This window comes from Streptomyces tibetensis (assembly GCF_040647715.1).
Taxonomy (GTDB): Bacteria; Actinomycetota; Actinomycetes; order Streptomycetales; family Streptomycetaceae; genus Streptomyces; species Streptomyces tibetensis_A.
Map to the genome: position 1 here is coordinate 107,983 of NZ_JBEZCR010000016.1, position 18,023 is coordinate 126,005.

The 18,023-nt window shown below is 71.6% G+C and carries 14 protein-coding genes; 7 read left to right on the forward strand and 7 right to left on the reverse strand.

Annotation, left to right across the window (positions count from 1 at the left end; translation table 11 throughout):
• The 4 genes from AB0B29_RS33745 to AB0B29_RS33760 all read right to left on the reverse strand — a co-directional run bounded on the left by AB0B29_RS33745 (position 1) and on the right by AB0B29_RS33760 (position 6,197).
• Positions 1-678, reverse strand: coding sequence for a response regulator transcription factor (locus tag AB0B29_RS33745; protein ID WP_362245853.1), 678 nt, complete (start codon positions 676-678; stop codon positions 1-3).
• A 22-nt stretch (positions 679-700) separates the two neighbouring features.
• A complete protein-coding gene (locus tag AB0B29_RS33750) occupies positions 701-1,873 on the reverse strand; it encodes a sensor histidine kinase (RefSeq protein ID WP_362245855.1) in 1,173 nt (390 codons plus the stop codon).
• A gap of 94 nt (positions 1,874-1,967) precedes the next feature.
• Positions 1,968-4,160 carry an MMPL family transporter gene (locus tag AB0B29_RS33755; protein ID WP_362245857.1) on the reverse strand — a complete coding sequence of 731 codons (2,193 nt, stop codon included), beginning with the start codon at positions 4,158-4,160 and terminating at the stop codon, positions 1,968-1,970.
• Positions 4,161-4,295: 135 nt separating this feature from the next.
• Positions 4,296-6,197: a rhamnogalacturonan lyase gene (locus tag AB0B29_RS33760; RefSeq protein ID WP_436845938.1), complete on the reverse strand. Its 1,902-nt coding sequence runs from the start codon at positions 6,195-6,197 to the stop codon at positions 4,296-4,298.
• Between the two features lie 460 nt (positions 6,198-6,657).
• Here AB0B29_RS33760 and AB0B29_RS33765 point away from each other — a divergent pair, with 460 nt between their 5' ends.
• The 3 genes from AB0B29_RS33765 (at position 6,658) to AB0B29_RS33775 (ending at position 9,651) form a co-directional block, all read left to right on the forward strand.
• Positions 6,658-7,842: a rhamnogalacturonan acetylesterase gene (locus tag AB0B29_RS33765; RefSeq protein WP_362245859.1), complete on the forward strand. Its 1,185-nt coding sequence runs from the start codon at positions 6,658-6,660 to the stop codon at positions 7,840-7,842.
• Between the two features lie 37 nt (positions 7,843-7,879).
• Complete coding sequence (locus tag AB0B29_RS33770) at positions 7,880-8,737, forward strand: GDSL-type esterase/lipase family protein (protein ID WP_362245861.1); 858 nt, start codon at positions 7,880-7,882, stop codon at positions 8,735-8,737.
• Between the two features lie 173 nt (positions 8,738-8,910).
• Positions 8,911-9,651 carry a GNAT family N-acetyltransferase gene (locus AB0B29_RS33775; RefSeq protein WP_362245863.1) on the forward strand — a complete coding sequence of 247 codons (741 nt, stop codon included), beginning with the start codon at positions 8,911-8,913 and terminating at the stop codon, positions 9,649-9,651.
• A gap of 32 nt (positions 9,652-9,683) precedes the next feature.
• Here AB0B29_RS33775 and AB0B29_RS33780 read toward each other — a convergent pair whose 3' ends face one another.
• From AB0B29_RS33780 to AB0B29_RS33790, 3 genes are all read right to left on the reverse strand, one after another.
• Positions 9,684-10,319, reverse strand: coding sequence for an acetoacetate decarboxylase family protein (locus AB0B29_RS33780; protein ID WP_362245865.1), 636 nt, complete (start codon positions 10,317-10,319; stop codon positions 9,684-9,686).
• Positions 10,320-10,422: 103 nt separating this feature from the next.
• A complete protein-coding gene (locus tag AB0B29_RS33785; protein ID WP_362245935.1) occupies positions 10,423-12,306 on the reverse strand; it encodes an ATP-binding cassette domain-containing protein in 1,884 nt (627 codons plus the stop codon).
• Positions 12,307-12,577: 271 nt separating this feature from the next.
• Positions 12,578-12,979 carry a hypothetical protein gene (locus AB0B29_RS33790; RefSeq protein WP_362245867.1) on the reverse strand — a complete coding sequence of 134 codons (402 nt, stop codon included), beginning with the start codon at positions 12,977-12,979 and terminating at the stop codon, positions 12,578-12,580.
• A 100-nt stretch (positions 12,980-13,079) separates the two neighbouring features.
• On the opposite strand from AB0B29_RS33790, the gene sigJ reads away from it, so the two are divergent.
• The 4 genes from sigJ (at position 13,080) to AB0B29_RS33810 (ending at position 18,023) form a co-directional block, all read left to right on the forward strand.
• The gene (gene sigJ / locus AB0B29_RS33795) at positions 13,080-14,003 is read left to right on the forward strand and encodes an RNA polymerase sigma factor SigJ (RefSeq protein WP_362245869.1); all 924 of its coding nucleotides are present in this window, start codon (positions 13,080-13,082) and stop codon (positions 14,001-14,003) included.
• 290 nt (positions 14,004-14,293) lie between these two features.
• Entirely contained in the window at positions 14,294-15,403 is a 1,110-nt protein-coding gene (locus AB0B29_RS33800) for a LacI family DNA-binding transcriptional regulator (protein ID WP_362245871.1), read from the forward strand.
• 312 nt (positions 15,404-15,715) lie between these two features.
• Positions 15,716-17,104 (forward strand): ABC transporter substrate-binding protein, encoded by a 1,389-nt coding sequence (locus AB0B29_RS33805; protein ID WP_362245873.1) that lies wholly within the window; start codon positions 15,716-15,718, stop codon positions 17,102-17,104.
• A 1-nt stretch (position 17,105) separates the two neighbouring features.
• Positions 17,106-18,023, forward strand: coding sequence for a carbohydrate ABC transporter permease (locus AB0B29_RS33810; RefSeq protein ID WP_362245875.1), 918 nt, complete (start codon positions 17,106-17,108; stop codon positions 18,021-18,023).

The window sequence follows — 18,023 nt, forward strand, 5'->3', positions numbered from 1 at the left end:
TCAGGTCCGTGTCTCCCCGGCGCGGACCAGCCCGCTCTCGTAGGCCATGACCACCAGTTGGGCTCTGTCCCGGGCGCCGAGCTTGGCCATGGCCCGGTTGGCGTGGGTCTTGACGGTCACCGGGGTGACGAAGAGCCGCTCGGCGATGTCGTCGTTGGACAGGCCCGTGGCCACCAGCTGCATGACCTGGCGCTCCCGGGGCGTCAGTGTGGCCAGCCGTTCGGGATCGGCGAGGGCGCCGGGGGAGGGCTGGGAGAGGAACCGGGCGATCAGGCCCTTGGTCGCGGCCGGTGAGAGCAGCGCCTCACCGGCCGCGACCAGCCGGATCGCCTGGAGGAGTTCGGCCGGTTCGACGCCCTTGCCGAGGAAGCCGCTCGCACCGGCCCGCAGTGCCTCGACGACGAACTCGTCCACCTCGAACGTGGTGAGCACCAGCACCTTCACCCCGGCCAGATCCTCGTCCCGGCCGATGAGCCGGGTGGCCTCGATGCCGTCGACCTCCGGCATCCGGATGTCCATCACCACCACATCGGCGCGCGCGGAGCGGGCCAGTTCCGCCGCCTCCCGCCCGTTGGACGCCTCCGCGACGACCTCCATGTCCTGCTGGGCGTCGATGAGCAGCCGGAAGGTGCCCCGCAGCAGGGCCTGGTCGTCGGCGAGCAGGACACGGATCGTCATGGGTGACTCTTACCTCGTGGGGTCAGGCGGACGCGGGGGCGAGGGCCAGCGGGAGTTCGGCGACGACCTGGAAGCCGCCGCCGGGCAGCGGCCCGGCGGTGACCGTCCCGCCGATGGCGGTCGCACGCTCGTGCATGCCGATCAGACCGTGACCGGAGCCGGGGCCGGGGGAGGCGCCGGGGCGGCCGTCGTCCGTCACCGTGACCCGCAACCGGTCCCGTCCGTAGTCCAGCGCCACCTCCGCCCGCGTCGCCGACGCGTGTTTGTGGGTGTTGGTGAGTGCTTCCTGGACGATCCGGTAGGCCGTCAGTTCCGTGGTGGGCGCGATAGGCCGGGGGGTGCCGGTAGGGACCACCTGTACGGACAGCCCGCCCGCCCGCACCCCGCCGACCAGGGCGTCGAGATCGGCCAGTCCCGGGATGGGCGCGCGGGAGTCGGGCCCGTCGTCGGGCTGGCGCAACAGGCCCACGGTCGCGCGCAGTTCGTCGAGCGCGGCACGACTGTTGTCCTTGATGTGGGCCAGTGCCTCGTACGCGCGGTCGGGATCGTTGCGCATGAGGTGGTGGGCCACGCCCGCCTGGGCGTTGACCAGGGTGATGTGGTGGGCGACGACGTCGTGCAGTTCGCGGGCGATGCGGACCCGCTCCTCGGTGACCCGGCGCCGGGCCTCCTCCTCGCGGGTGCGCTCGGCGCGTTGGGCCCGCGCCTCGACTTCTGCGAGGTGCCGGCGGCGGGTGCGGACGGCGTCGCCCAGCGCGGTGGCCGCGATCGCGAGGTCGAAGCGGAGCAGACTGGTGCCCGCGAGAGGCGGCTCGGAGTCGGCGACCGCGTAGACGGCCGTGATCAGGGCCGACGCGATGAGGCCGGCGGTCCAGGCGGTACGCCGGCTGCTGCGGGTGGCGAGGGTGTAGAGCGCCACCAGGCTCGCCGCCGGTGCCAGGGAGACGGTCGGCACGATGGCCATATGGGTCAGATCGACGGCCAGCGAGGCGAGGACGACGGGCAGCGGCCATCGGCTGCGCACGACAAGGGGTGCGCACGCGAGCGCCGTCCAGGCCGCCGCGCCCACCCGGGGCGCGTGCCAGCCGGAACCTCCCTCGCCCCCAGCGCTCGCCACCGCGGCCACCAGAACCAGTACCGCGGCCGGAAGCCCGTCCCTGAGCCGCTCGTGACGGACCAGCAATCGTCGAGTCACCGCCACCACCTGCACTCCCCCACTCTACGCAGCGCGGCCCGGGGCGACGGTGCGTCAGCCCCGCCACCCGGTTCGCGCCTTGCGCCGATGTCCGTCAGCCTCGGAATCCGGCCGTCTCCGGTTCCCGGACCGCCCGGGGCGGCTGCACCGGCTCCTGCGCGGGACCCTCGATCGAGACGCGGGGCAGTGCCCGGTCCAGTCGGCGGGGCAGCCACCAGTTGGCCCGTCCGCACAGGTGCATGAGCGCCGGCACGACGACCATGCGGATCAGCAGGGCGTCCAGGGCCACGGCCACCGCCAGGCTGACGCCGAACTCGGAGATGACCCGCATGCCGCCGAACACGAACGAGCCGAAGACGCAGACCATGATGGCGGCGGCCACGGCGATCACCTTGCCGGTCTCCGCCTGCCCGACCCGCACCGCGCGACGGCTGTCACCGGTGTGCGCCCATTCCTCGCGCATCCGGCTGACCAGGAAGACCTGGTAGTCCATGGACAGGCCGAACATGATGCCGACGACCAGGATCGGCACGAACGACTCGATCGGTCCCGCGGCACCGAGGCCGAGGAGCCCGGCGCCGAACCCGTACTGGAAGACGACGACGATCGCGCCGAAGGCCACGCCGATGCTGAGGATGTTCAGCAGCGCGCCGACCGCCGGAATGAGCAGACTGCGGAAGGCGACCGTCAGCAACAGGAAACCGAGCACGGCGATCACCAGAACGAACACCGGCAGCTTGCCCATCAGGACCGACGCGAAGTCGTCGTTGCTCGCGGTGACTCCCCCCACGTAGACCTTCATGGACGTCCCCCGCTCCGCCTGCGGGATGACGTCGTCACGCAGGTGGTGGATCAGGTCGGAGGTGGCCTCCGACTGCGGTGAGGTCGTCGGGACGACGGAGACCACGCCGACCGTCTGCCCCTCCTTCATGGGCGCGGCGCCGACACCGGCGACACCGTCGACCTGCTTCAGAGCGGTGACCAGTTCCGCCTGTGCCGCCTTGTCTGCGGCGGTGGGGGCCTGGACCGCGAGGACGAGCGGGCCGTTGAAGCCAGGGCCGAAACCGTCCGCGATCATGTCGTACGCCTGACGGTTCGTCGAGGACGTGGGCAGGTTGCCGTCGTCGGACGCGCCCAGCCGCAGGGACAGCGTCGGAAGTGCGAGGGCCGCCAGCACCACGAGCCCGACCAGCCCCAGTACCTTGGGCCGTGCCTGGACGCGCTCGGCCCAGCGGCCCCACAGTCCGGCGCCGCCCGCCGGGGCTCCTCCGTGTCCGGCGCGGACGCGACGCCCGGCGCGGCCGAGGACCCTCGTGCCGATCAGGCCCAGCAGCGCGGGCAGCAGGGTGAGGGCGGCCAGCACGGTCAGGGTGACGGTGATGGCCGCGCCGATCGCCATGCCGTTGATGATGCCGACGTTCAGGGTGAGCATGCCCAGCAGCGCGACGACGACGGTCAGACCGGCGAACACCACGGCCCGGCCGGAGGTGTTGAGGGAGGTGGCGACCGACTCGCCCACGCTCATGCCCGCCATCAGGTTGCCGCGGTGCCGGTTGACGATGAACAGGGCGTAGTCGATGCCCACGCCCAGGCCGATCAGCGAACCCAGGGTCAGTGTGGTGTCGGAGAGCGTGATGACGTGGCTCAGCAGCATCACCGTGACCGCGGAGGTGCCGACGCCGGCGATGGCCGTGATGATGGGCAGCGCCGCCACCCACACCGCCCGGAAGACGAACAGCAGCACGATGAAGGCGAGCACGATGCCCATGGCGTCGGCGACCGCGTTCGGCTCCGGGTTGACGGTGAACGCCTGCCCGTTGAGCGCGATGTGCAGACTTCCCGACTCCGGAGCCGTCGCCAGGTCCTTCACATGGTCGATCCGGGCGTCGTCCACGCCGTCGTCGAACGCGACCGTCGCGTACGCCGTCCTGCCGTCCTCGCTGAGCTGGGCACGGCCGGCGGGAGTGTAGGGGTCGGTCACCGAGGCGACGCCCGGGGCGTCGGCGATGCGCTTCAGGGCTCCGGTCATGGCCCGCTCGGCCGCGCCGTCGGTGACCTTGCCGTCACTCACCTGCCAGACGACCCGGCCGCTCTTGCCCGCCGCGCTGCTCGCGCCCCTCTGGAGCAGAGCCGTCGCCCTGGCCGAGTCGGTGTCCTGCGAGAGCGGGCTGTTGCCGAAGCTGCTGCCGGCCGCGCCGACCGCACCGCCCAGCGCGATCAGCAGGCCCACCCAGGCCAGGACGACGGCGAGCCGGTGCCGGTGGCACCAGCGGGCGAGAGGGGACATCGACGAGCCTTTCCAGAGGAACACGGGCCGGAATCCCGGCACACCCTCAGGCTCGCAGTCCGCTGATCTCTCGTCGTTGGCCGAACGCAGACACTTGCCTCTACTACGATCGCAGTAGAGGCAAGTGCCGGGGGATCAGGGTGTGTAGACCGTCGGCCGGGGCGCCGTCGGCATGGCGTTGCCGATGAAGAAGCTCGGGTGCGGGGGCTGGTTGTAGGCCGTGTTCTGCCAGGCCAGGGCCGTGCGGTACTGGGTGTCGTGGAGCAGGGTGGTGATCTTGGTGCTGGTCTGGTGCGGCGTCGAGTAGATCCTCAGCGCCCGGTTGTCTCCCGTGCGCCAGACGACCTCCTCGCGCCAGTCGCCGAGGATGTCACCGGACAGGGCCGGGGTGGACTTGGTGCCGTTGTTGGAGGCCACACCGGAGCCGGTGAGCAGCCGGGTGTCGCCGGAGGTGCCGTACTTGTCGATGCGGGTGCCGTCCAGGAGCTCGCGGACCGGGTCGCCGTCCCACCAGGACAGGAAGTTGACGCTGGAGGGCTCCCGGCCCAGGGAGGCGCCGGTGGCGGAACGCAGGGTGCTGTCGGAGGCGGACCAGGCTTCCGCCCCCGGGCTGCCGGCGTAGATGTCGGCGGCGACACCGCGGCCGTTGTCGGAACCCGACGCCGTCTGCCACAGCCTCTCGCCGGTGCGGGCGTCGGCCATCCAGGAGCCGGGCTTGCTCGAGTCCTCCGAGACCTTGAAGTACTCGAGGCCCGGACGGGACGGGTTCAGGTCACCGACGTGGCCGGCGTCGCCGTGCCCGAGCCTGGTGGTCCACAGGCCGCTGCCGTTGTCGTCGACGGTCATCGCGCCGTAGACGATCTCGTCCTTGCCGTCGGCGTCGACGTCGGCGACGGAGAGGCTGTGGTTGCCCTGGCCGTCGTAGCCCTTGCCGCTGTTGCTCGAGGACGTCGTGTCGAAGGTCCAGCGGCGGGTGAAGGAGCCGTTCCGCCAGTCCCAGGCGGCTATCACCGTACGGGTGTAGTAGCCGCGCGCCATGATCAGGGAGGGGCGGGCGCCGTCGAGGTAGGCGGTACCGGCCAGGAAACGGTCGACGCGGTTGCCGTAGTTGTCGCCCCAGGAGGACACGGTGCCGCGGCCCGGGACGTAGTCCACGGTCTGCATCGCCTTGCCCGTCTGGCCGTTGAACATGGTCAGGAACTCGGGCCCGGACAGGACGTAGCCGCTGGAGTTGCGGTGGTCGGCGGAAGAGGAGCCGATGACCGCGCCGGTGCCGTCGCGGGTGCCGTCGGCGGTCTTCATGGCGACCTCGGCCTTGCCGTCGCCGTCGTAGTCGTACACCTGGAACTGCGTGTAGTGGGCGCCGGAGCGGATGTTGCGGCCCAGGTCGATGCGCCACAGCCGGGTGCCGTCGAGCTTGATGCCGTCCACGATGGTGTTGCCGGTGTAGCCGGACTGGGAATTGTCCTTGGCGTTGGTGGGCTGCCACTTCAGGACCAGGTCGAGGGCGCCGTCGCCGTCGAGGTCGCCCACGGAGGCGTCGTTGGCCTCGTAGGTGTAGGCCGAGTCCCCCGGGGCGGTGCCGCCCGCGGGCGGGGAGATCGGCACGTCCTTGTAGCCCGTGCGGAACTGGACGGCGGGCGCGGACGCCGCCTGCTCGGTGCCGTTGACCACCGGGCGCACCGTGTAGTCGGCCGAGGCCGCGGCCCCCGAGTCGAAGTAGTTCGTCGAGGCGGTGACGGGCGAGGAGTTGAGTCTGGTGCCGCCCCGGTACACGTTGAACGACACGTCGTTCGGGTCGGTCGCCAGCCACCGCCAGGACACCAGGTTTCCGCTGCCGGTGTACACGCTGGACAGGCCGCGGTCGAGCTTCTCGACCTGCCGGGCGGTCGCCGCCTGGGCGGTCTGTGGCAGTGCGACGAGTGCGGAGACGGCGAGCGCGGCGGCGGAGAGGCAGCCGACGAAACGGCTGCCCGTCCGGTGGGGGGACCGCCACGATCGTGGCGCGGAGCGGGGACGCCGGTGCGGGTCGTTCACGGTGGCCTCCGGTGTGTGGGGGGTATGGGAACGCTCCCATGTGGAGGGAGCGTAAGAACGGGCTGATGCCTCGTCAAGGATTGTGTCGGGTCCACTGTTCGGCCCTGTTCGGATCAGTGAGTTTCTCGTGCGTCATGGATTGACAGTCGGGTGGCGGCGCGAGAACACTGCGTGGGACGCCTCACGGCTGACCGTGGCCGAGGGCAGTCGAATCGGTCGAACCACCCGTGAATCCGGCGCGCCTGAAGGCAGGTCACGGATCTCCGCACCCGCAGTCCTCCCCGGCGAGGAGGGAGTGCCCCGTGGCCGGATGACAGGTTGTGAACGCTCCCAGTCTGCGCAGGCGGATCAACCCCCAGTCCCGGAACATCCCCCCACGACCGGAACACCCCCCCCACGACCCGCTGCCCGCCGGCCGCGACGCACCCCGTGCGCGCCCGGCGGGCAGGGAGGAGCGACCATGCCCCGGACCCCCGTTCATGCTCGGAGCAGCCGCCGGAAGCTGTTCGAAGCCACCGCGACCGCCGGAGCCCCCGCCGCCGCGCTCACCCGACGCGAAACGCCGAACATGCCATCCCGGCGCCGTGGCGGACATGCCGCCCGGCTGACGACGGCGGGCCTGCTGACCCTGGCGGCCTTGGCGGCCCCCGGAGCGGCCCAGCGGGCAGCCGCCGCGCCGCAGGCGCTGCCGGCCGGCTGCTCCGGCGCCTCGGTGATCACCTGCCATTACGGCGTCGCACCGGGCAACTACGACGTCACGGTCTCCATCGGGGGTGCCGCCGCCGGACAGACCGAGATGTGGGCCGAGTCCCGGCGGCTGATGCTCCCTGCCACGAGAACGGCGGCCGGGGCCCTCGCGACCTATGCGTTCACCGTCAACGTGCGCCAGCCGGAGGGACAGCCGACCGGTCAGGGTGGCACCGGGAACCCCGGGCTGGACCTCCGCTTCACGGGCTCCGGCCCGCAGGTCTCGGCCGTCTCGGTGAAACCGGCGGCCCAGCCGCTGGTCGCCTACCTGGCCGGTGACTCGACCGTGTGCGACCAGCCCACCGCTCCCTACACCGGCTGGGGGCAGATGATCACCTCTTCGGTACGCCCCGGCGCTGTCATCGCCAACTACGGAGACTCCGGGGAGAGTTCGGGAAGCTTCGTCAGCAACTCGGCACTGCTGCCCGCACTGCTGGCCAAGGTCAAGGCGAACGACCCGGTCTTCATCCAGTTCGGCCACAACGACAAGCAGACCAGCGCGTCCGCCTACCGGAACAACCTCACCACCATGATCTCGCGGGTCCGCGGCAAGGGCGGTGTCCCGGTGCTTGTGACGCCCCCGGTCCGCCGGTTGTTCGACGGCAACCGGCTGACCGCCACGGCACTGCACGTCAACGGCGTCGGCGTGGACCTGCCCGCCGAGATGCGCGCGGTCGGTGTGGCTCAGCGTGTCCCGGTGATCGACCTGACCGCCCGGAGCAAGACGCTGGTCGAGTCCCTCGGACCGTCCGCCTCCGCCCAGCTCTTCCTCCGCTCCTCCGTGGACGGCGTCACGGACAACACCCACTTCTCGCAGGACGGAGCGACCCGGATGGGCGGCCTGCTGCTCCAGGCCGTCCGTGAGCAGAACCTGCCTCTCGCCGCCCACCTGCGCTGACCGACGCACGGGACGCCAGTCCCCTGGAGGGAAACCGATGAAGAACTTACGGACCGTCATCACCGCCGTGCTGGTGCTCGCCCTGTCGGCCCTCGGACTCGGCGCCGCCTCAGCGGCCGTCGGTACCGCGACGCGGTGCTCCGGGACCGCCGCCCCCGCCGTCAGAGCGGCCGCCCAGCCGGTCACGGTGTGGCTGGCCGGCGACTCGACCATGGCCAACCCGGGCTCCGCCCGCTGCCCGGTCGGCTGGGGCAGCCAGTTCGACGCTCTGTTCAACGCCGACGTCACCGTCAAGAACCAGGCCGTGGGCGGCCGCAGCATCCAGACCTGGATGTACGAGGGGAACGTCAGCAGCACCAAGGGCTCGGACGGCGAGTGCCGTCTCACATCCAGTGCCTACTCGTCGCGCTGGCAGTCGATGCTGAACGCGAGCACCGGGATGAAGGCGGGCGACTACCTGTTCATCCAGTTCGGCATCAACGACTCCTCCTCGACCTGCCCCCGGCACGTGGGCCCCGCCCGCTACCGGCAGCTGATGACCACGATGGTGCAGGCCGCCCTGGCCCGGGGAGCGCACCCGGTGCTGCTCACGCCGGTCGCCGCGATCACCTGCTCCGGAAGCACGGCGACGAAGAACCGCGGCTTCGTGAACGAGACCTTCGCCGTCGGATCCGCCACCGGGGCGCCGGTCGTCGACCTGCACGCGCTCAGCGTCTCGCTCTACAACAGCCTGCGCTTCTGCCCGCACAACGGAGACTTCGGATCGGGCCCCGTGGGCGCCTTCTTCTGCGACGACCACACCCACTTCGAGACGTACGGCGCGCAGCGGATCGCCGGACTCGTCGCCGGTGACGTCCGCCGGCAGAACATGCCGCTGGCCGCGTATCTCAGGTAGCGCCGTGCCGTTGCCCCCGGGAGGCGCTGCGTCCCGGGGCCATCGGACATGGGTCGGTCGGCGGACTGCCCCGATGCGGTCGAGATGGGCTGACTAGCATGGCTGCCGGTATCGGATGTCCGCGTCGGCCTGCCGGCCGGCCGACTCCGGCGGGAAACGGAAAGGCACAGCAGATGACGGGGCCCGGCGACGCCGCACTCGACGACCCGGTGGGCGAGTCGCTCCGCCGGCACCACACGCACCTCGCCCGCCGGCTCGGCGGCGCCGCCACCTACATACCCGGGGTCGCGACGTTCTCCTCGGTGCCGGCCGAGCCGGACGCGGCGGCGTGGGACGACCTGGCCACGTTGCTGGGACCGGGTGAGTTCGCCGACATGTTCAGCTGTCCGGCGATACCGCCGCCGGACTGGGAACCGGTCTTCGTCCTCGAGGGCCGCCAGATGATCTGGGCCGGCGACGGCGTCCCGGATCCCCCGGCTGAGGGGTTCGACTCCGGCGTGGTCGAACTCGGTGCGGAGGACGTGCCCGAGATGCTCGGCCTCGTCGAGCGGACCCGACCGGGACCCTTCTGGCCCCGGACGCACGAGCTCGGCACCTACCTCGGTATCCGCGACGGTGGTGCGCTGGTGGCGATGGTGGGGGAGCGGCTGAGGCCTCCCGGGTGGACGGAGATCAGTGCCGTCTGCACCGCACCCGAGGCGCGCGGGCAGGGCCATGCGGTCCGCCTGATCGGCGCACTCATCGCACGCGTCGTCGCCCGGGGCGAGCGCCCCTTCCTGCACGTGGCGGAGGCCAACACCGGCGCGCTCGCACTCTACGAACGGCTCGGCTTCGCCACCCGGAAGCACGTGACGTTCCGCGGATTCCGCACGCCGTGCGGGGCCGGCGCGACGCCGGCCAGAAGTGACCGCTGAGCGCCGGGACACCGGGCGAGGCACCGCGCGGCTCAGCTGCCCACGACGCTGCGGAAGTCGCGGAGTGCGAACGAGAAGAGCGGCCGATGCCGGCCGAGGACGGACAAGGGATCTTCCAGCCCGGTCGTGACGCTGCCGCGGCCGAGGGCAGGCCGTCCGCTGATCCGCATGGGGACGCGGCACCGCGTACCGTCGGACGACTGCTGGAGCAGGTGGGCGCGGGCCGGCATGCGGCAGGGCAGCCGCAGCACATCGCGGTACGTCAGGCGGGCGCTCGGTGTCCCGGGAGCGGTCAGCTCGCCCCGGGTGCTCCGGCCCTCCGCACGGAAGGTGATCGCGCCCAGCTCTTTCGGGATGCCCCACAAGGCGCGTCCCCCGGCGAGGGACCGTTCGTCGTCGACCCAGGCGGCCACGCTGGTGGCGGCGAGGCGGCGTCCGTGGCGCACGACCAGGGCGATGAGGAACTCGCGGTAGGTGAGCACGCCCCCGGGCCGGTAGTCGACCCAGAAGGTGACCAGGGTCGTGCGGCGCCGCATGATCCACGGGCGGGCCCCGGACGGCAGGGACCAGGGCGGGAGCTCGCCCACGGGGACGCGCCAGAGCGAGACGATCATGTCGCCGGTGAGGTGCCACGGCGAGGGAGGAAAGGGGACGGCTGGTCGTTCCACGGCGTGCTGACCGGCTTCCGTGCTGCGGACTCGTACGGTCGATTGTTCCACTCGGCACGGCGGGGGCGTGCCCGCGACGCCACGGGCACGCCCCCGGTCGCTGTCAGCGGTCCTCGGCCAGCGCGACGAGTTCGGCGAACAGGCCACCGGCGTGGACGAGCTCCTCGTACGTCCCCTGCTCGACGACCCGGCCCTGGTCCATGACGAGGACGCGGTCGGCGAGACGGGTGTTCGCCAGTTGGTGGGTGACGACGATCGTCATGCGCTCGGCGGCGATCCTCTTGATCTCCAGGAAGATCGCGTGCTCGCCGCGGGCGTCCATCTGGGATGTCGGCTCGTCCAGGATCAGCAGCGGCGTCCGGCGGTACAGGGCGCGTCCGCACACCAGCCGCTGCCACTGCCCGCCGGAGAGTTCGGCGCCGCCCCACAGTTCCTTGGCGAGCAGGGTGTCGAGTCGGCGGGGCAGCTTCTCGATGGCCTCACGCATGCCCACGGCGTCGACGACGTCCCACACGGGACCGTCGTCGAAGCTCTTCGGCTGCCCGAGGGTGATGTTCTCGCGGGCGCGCAGCGGCCAGCAGGCGAAGTTCTGCGGTACGAGCGCGGTCCGTTTCCACACGGCGTCGGGGTCGGCGTGGGCCAGGTCGACGCCGTCCCACAGCACGCGTCCCTTGTCGGCGAGGAGGATGCCGGTGATGAGCTTGGCGAGGGTCGACTTGCCTGAGCCGTTCTCGCCGACGATCGCCAGGATCTCGCCCCGCCGCAGGGCGAGCGACACCCCCGCCACGGCCGGTTCCTCCTTGCCCGGGTATCGGTACGCGACCTCGTCGAGACGGATCTCCTCGACGCGCTCCGGGATGGTCAGCTCACCGCGCCGCGGGGCGCGTTCGGCGGCCATGTCGAGGAAGGCCCGCATGTCGGCCAGGTAGAGCGAGGTGTGGAACATCGCGGCACCGTGGATGACGAACTGGCCGAGCGCGGCGAGCGTGGTCTGCACGGCGACGACGGCCGTGGCGGCGACGGGCAGGGCCACCCGGCCTTCGGCGGCCAGCCACGCGAGGGTGGCCCAGGTGCACAGCAGGAACACTCCGCCGAGGGCGCTGGTGGTCAGCACGATGCGCAGCAGGCGCGGGGCCGCGGTGAGGGTGCGCTGGTCGATCCGGTCGGACAGGGCCCGGTACCAGAAGACGAGGTAACCGGTCATGCCGTTGGCGCGGACCTCGTCGCCGAATCGGGAGTACGTGGCCCACCAGCGCATCATGGAGCGCACGTTGCGGTCGCCCACGTTGAGGTAGTGGGTCTCGTAGTCGACGCGGGCGGACAGGACGGCCCCGGCGCCGGCCGGGAGGACGGCCAGGAGCAGCAGGGGCAGCATCAGCGGGTGCAGTGCGGTGATGACTCCGCTCGCGGCGATCATGCGGATCAGCGCCGACAGGAACCGCTGGGCGTCCTGGACCATCATCCGGGTGCGGGTGACCCCGACTTCGGCAGCCTCCTGCCGGTCGGCGAAGCCGTCCTCACCGTAGGCGGAGGTCTCCACCCGGCACACTGCGGCGACCAGGGCGATGTCGGCCTCGGTCGTCAGCAGCGGAGTGATCCTGCCGTCGGCGTAGGAGGAGAGGGCACTGGTCACCCGGCCGACGGCCGCGGCCGCCGTCACCACGATCAGGGCCGGCAGCGCGCCGTGCAGGCGTTCGGCAACGGTGCCGCTGCCGAGGACGTGCGTCATGGCCTGCGCGGTGAACGCGAGGACGACGGCCGCTGCGACGCCGGTGAGGAGCTGGCACGCGAGGAGCAGCACGACGCCGGTCCTGTCGACGGCCCACGCCTTCCGCGCGGTGTGTGCGAGTACGGACGGCAGGCGGCGGCACATGGCTGCGAAACCGGCGTCTGCCAGCGGGTTCTTGCCGTACTGCCCGCCGAACGCGAGGGTCGCGGGCGGGGGAGGAGGCGGAGTGTTCTCGTCAGCGGTCGAGGCATGGGTCACTGTCACCTGGGGCCCTCCTGGAGGTCCGTGCCGCGCCCGGACGGCCCGGCGGTGCACGGCCTAACGACATGGCCCCTGATTCGAACGCGCTCGATTCGGACGCGCCGAGTCCCTTGCCGCACAAGGGATCGACAGCAGCGGCTCGTTGCTGGGGCCGCTCCCGTCGGCCCCGGGGTTGGCCGAATCGCGGAGGCTCGAAACGCGTGAGGCGCATGGTTTTTCGACAGCGAGGCGCATGGGTCCTCGACAGCCGCAGGGCGGACCGCTCGGCCTAGTTCGCTCCGGCGGGCCCCGTGCCGGATCTCACCGCCGGGGCCAGCGCCAGCACGCTCAGTCCGAACATCAGCACGCCCAGGGGGAGATGGAGCGACGGGACGTGCGCGATGCCGAGCACGACCTGGAGCGAGGCGAGCGCGAGGAAACCCGACGCGTACCAGATCGGGCGGGGCGTGCCGCCGCCCGGCTTCCACGCCAGCACCGCCGCCAGCACGTACAGCATCGACGCCCCGTACATCACCCGCGCCCCGACACTGTGCAGTGTCTCCCCGTAGGACGAGGTCAGCAGCAACCCGGCGGACACCGCCTGGAGGAAGATCGTCAGGGTCTGCAGGGCGATCGCGATCTGCAGGAAAACGGTGCCGCGCCGTGCCGCCGCTGTCATCCGAGTGGCCATGTCGCAGTCCTCTCTTCCGCCCTCGGGCAGGAGATCGATAAGGTCTCGACAGCCCGACGACGCGGGAGCGCGAAAGGTAAGGCGAGGGGGACGCCGACTTATGGGAACGGCCGGGACCGGCACGGATGAGACAGCCGGCGAGCAACGCCAACTGATCAATGTCGCCTACCGCTTGCTCGGCTCGGTCACCGAGGCCGAGGACGCCGTGCAGGACGCCTACGCACGCTGGTACGCGCTGCCGCGAAGCCGACGGGAGGAGATCCTTTCCCCCGGTGCCTGGCTGACGACGGTGACCAGCCGCATCTGCCTGGACCTGCTCGGCTCGGCCCGGGCCCGCCGTGAACGCTATGTCGGCGCGTGGCTGCCCGAGCCGCTGCCCGACCGCGCCGAGTGGGGCCCCGTGGACGGCTCCGGCCCCACCGGCCCCGCGGATCCCGCGGATCAGATCGTCCTGGACGAATCGGTGACCGTGGCCTTCCTCGTCGTCCTGGAGTCGATGACGCCCGCCGAGCGGGTGGCGTTCGTCCTGCACGACGTCTTCCGTTACCCGTTCGCCGAGATCGCCGACGTGCTCGGCCGAACTCCCGGTGCCTGCAAGCAACTTGCCGCATCCGCCCGGCGGCGGGTGGGCGCGGCCCGCTCCCAGGAGAGGACGACCGGCCAGGCCGATGTCGTGCGGCACGTCAAGGAAGCCTGGGAGAGCAAGGACATCGCCGCCCTGGTCCGTCTGCTCGATCCGGCCGCCGTGATGACCGCCGACGGCGGCGGTGTGGCGGGTGCCGCACGGCGCCCGATCGAGGGCGGCACGCGCATCGCCCCGTACATGGTCGCCATCGCCGACATGGCGCCGGGACTCGAACTCCTGGAGCGTTCGGTCAACGGCAGGCCGGGCCTGGTGGCCCAGCGGGCCGGCGTCGTCCTGACCGTGGCATCGTTCGACGTCTCCGCGGGGCGCGTCACCGGAATCTGGGCCGTCCGCAACCCGGAGAAGCTACGCCTGTGGCGGCGGGGTGGCCAGACGTAGAGGGGACCGGCCCTGACCTCCAGCCGGTCGACTGAGCCCGCCGACCTGTCCGCACGCCCGGCGCACCTCCGTTCGTGCCGGCCCGGCCACCCGGCCGTCCCGGTCCAGACCAGCAGGCGCGGCCCCCGGGTCCCGGGCCGCGGAAGAAGCCGACTTCGCGCGAACTCTTGACGTGGCGCGCGCTACTGCGTAGATATGTCTGCGCAGTCATGACAGCGCAGTCACCCGACGACACCTTCGGGCGACCGAGGCCGTCCACACATCCGATCCGCCGCACACCGGGAGACGCCATGACGCGAGCAAGGGGGCGGGAGGGCAGTCCCGCTTCGCCGCGAGGCGTCGACGTGGCCAGAGCCGCGGGAGTTTCCCAGAAGACGGTGTCACGGGTCCTCAACGGGGAGCGGTACGTCTCGGTGGACGTGCGCCGCCGCGTGCTGGAGGCGGCCGACCGGCTCGGCTACCGGCTGAACAACGCGGCGCGGGCCCTCGCCTCCGGGCGGTCCCGGACCATCGGCGTGGTGGCGCTGGGAACGGCCCTCTACGGTCCCGCCTCGCTGCTCCTCGGTGTCGAGCGGGCGGCGCGGAACGCCGGATACGCGCTGAGCGTGGTCAACACCCTCGAGGGCGACCAGGGCGGCGTCGCCGGCGCCGTGCAGTCACTCCTGGAGCGTGGCGTGGACGGCATCGTCGTGTCGGAGCCCATCGACGAGGACGCCGGTCCGCTCACGTCGGAGGTTCCGGTGCTCGTCCTCGGGGCGCCGGCCGGCACCCGCACGGGGGAGCGGACCATCGCCGCGGGGGTCGACTCCGAGGCGCTGGCCAGGGCCGCGACCGACCACCTGCTGGACCTGGGGCACCCGACGGTCCATCACCTCGCGGGGCCCGAACGGTGGTTCGCCGCCCGGGACCGGCTGGCGGGCTGGCGGCAGGCGCTCGCGGCGCGCGGCCGTGAGCAGCCCTCGGTCACCGAGGGCGACTGGTCCGCCGCGTCCGGGTACGCGGCAGGACGCCGGCTGGCCGCCGGGAACGACCTCACGGCGGTGTTCGCGGCCAACGACGACATGGCCGTCGGCCTGATCAGCGCCCTCACCGAAGCCGGTCTGCGGGTGCCCCAGGACGTCAGCGTGGTCGGCTTCGACGACATCCCGCTGGCCGCCTACGTCCGCCCGCCGCTGACGACGGTGCGTCAGCCGTTCGACGCGGTGGCCTGCGAGGGGCTGCGGCTGCTCGTCCACGCCATCGAGAACCCGGAGGCGGAGCTGCCGACCGCGCAGGAGCAACCCGTCGAGCTCGTCGTCCGTTCCTCCACCGCGCCGCCACCGGCCCGGGCGGACTCGGGTCCGCTGCGACATACGGTGCAGCCCCTGACCGGCGAGGCCCACGCCCCTCCGGCCGCCTGACGGGTACGTCACTCCCCGCCCGCCACACGCAGGGAGTGCGAAGGCACCACGACATGGCCGGACTGCCGTCGGCACCGTCCCGGTCCCGCACTCCCCACCCGCACAAGGCCCACCACCTGAGGTCTCCGACCGGTCCAGGGCCCGGCCTGCTCAGGGCACCCACCTCGCGTCACCTCGCAGGACCTGTTTCCCGGCTCGGCCACCCCGACGCCCGCGGTCACCGGTTCCCACGCTTCGCACACCTCGCATTCCCCGGGCATGCCGCTGCCGGCCTCTGCCCTCCCTCTTCCTTCGCCCCGGCGGGAGTCCAGCATGTCCAGAACCTCCATCCCCTCGTCCGCACCGAGCCGCCGGCTCTTCCTCACCGCCACCGGAGCGGTGTCTCTCGGTGCGGCCCTGTCCGCCTGCGGCGGCGGTGGCGCCTCGGGCGGCTCGTCCGCCGCGGCCAAGCCGGTCAGCCGGTCCGACGTCGACAAGGCGATGCGGACGCCGACCGAGCTCACGTTCTGGACCTGGGTCCCGAACATCCAGAAGGAGGTCGCCCTCTTCGAGAAGAAGTACCCCGCGATCAAGGTCAAGGTGGTCAACGCCGGTCAGGGCATCACGCACTACACCAAGCTGCGCACCGCGCTCAAGGCCGGCAGCGGAGCCCCGGACCTGGCACAGATCGAGTACCAGGCGGTCCCGACCTTCACGATCACCGACAGCCTGCTCGACCTGGGCCCGCACGGCGCCTCGGCCCTCAAGGGGAAGTTCGTCGACTGGACGTGGGGGCAGGTCAGCGGCCCGAAGGGGGAGGTCTGGGCGATACCCCAGGACACCGGTCCGATGGGCATGCTGTACCGCAAGGACATCTTCGACCGGCACGGCATCCAGGTCCCCAAGACCTGGGACGACTTCGCCGCCGCGGCCCCCGAGCTGCACAAGGCCGACCCGAACCTCTACCTGACCAACTTCGCCGCCAACGAACCCGCCGCCTGGCACGGCCTGTTGTGGCAGGCGGGCGCGACCCCGTACGGCGTCTCCGGCAAGAGCGACCTGTCCATCAGCGTCGACGACGCCGTCTCCAAGAAGCTCGGCGCGTACTGGGGCGGGCTCGCCGCGGACGGCGTCATCAGCACCGACCCCGACTTCACCGACGGCTGGTACGCGGGTTTCAACAAGGGCAAGTACGCCACCTGGCTCACCGCGGCCTGGGGGCCGGCGTTCCTGTCCGGCTCGGCCAAGTCCACCGCCGGCAAGTGGCGCGCGGCCCCGCTGCCCCAGTGGGACGCGTCCAAGCCGGCCTCCGGCAACTGGGGAGGCTCGACCACGGCCGTCCTGCGATCGACCAAGAACGCCATCGCCGCCGCGCAGTTCGCCCAGTTCCTCAACAGCGACCCCGCAAGCGCGAAGCTCTTCGCCACCGAGCAGTCCTTCTTCCCGGCCACCAAGGCCCTGCTCACCGACCCCTCCTTCACCGGTGACGCCGCCCCCTTCTACGGCGGGCAGAAGGTCAACGAGCTGTTCGCCTCCATCGGCGACACGGTCGACCCCGCCTTCCAGTGGCCGCCCTTCTACGACCAGGCGGCCACCGACTGGATCGAGACCGTCGGCAAGTCCCTCGCCGCCAAGGCCGACACGGCCGCCGCGCTCGGCGCCTGGCAGACCCGCCTGACCACGTACGCCAAGAAGCAGGGCTTCACCGTCAAGGGAACGTGACATGACCGCCGCCACCGCACCACCCGCATCCAGGCCGAAGGGAGCCGGCCCGCGTCGCCGCCGCGTCGCCGGCCCCGTGTTCGTCGCCCCGTTCCTGATCCTCTTCCTGCTGCTCTTCCTCGCCCCGCTCGGCTACGCCGCCTACCTGAGCCTCTTCCAGGAACGCCTCGTCGGCGGGACGGTGTTCGTCGGCCTGGACAACTACGTCACCGCACTCACCGACCCCCTGCTGCTGCGCGGTGTCGGCCGCGTGGCGCTGTTCTTCCTCATCCAGGTCCCGCTGATGCTGGGGCTGGCGCTGGTGTTCGCCCTCGCGCTGGACAGCGGGCTGCTGCGGCTGGCCCGAGTGATCCGGCTGGGCATCTTCGTGCCGTACGCCGTGCCGAGCGTCGTCGCGGCCCTCATGTGGGGATATCTGTACGGGCCGGACTTCGGCCCGTTCGCCCAGCTGAGCCGCGAACTCGGCTTCCCGGCCCCGAACTTCCTCAGCGACGGATGGATGCTCGGCAGCCTCGCCAACGTCGTCACCTGGGAGTTCGTCGGCTACAACATGATCATTCTGTACGCGGCCCTGCGGACCATCCCGCACGAGCTGTACGAGGCCGCTGCGATGGACGGCGCCGGCCCCTGGCGCATCGCGAGGTCCATCAAACTGCCCGCGCTGAAACCCGCCCTGCTGCTGACCCTGCTGTTCTCCGTGATCGGCAGCTTCCAGCTCTTCAACGAGCCGAACCTGCTGATGAAGATCGCGCCCGACGTCATCAGCAGCTCCTACACCGCCAATCTGTACGCCTACTCCCTCGCCTTCACCGGCCAGCAGGTCAACTACGCGGCCACGGTCTCCTTCCTCCTCGGCCTGGTCATCGTCATCGCCTCCTACGGCGTCCTGCTCACGGCGAACCGCAGGAGGACCCCGTGA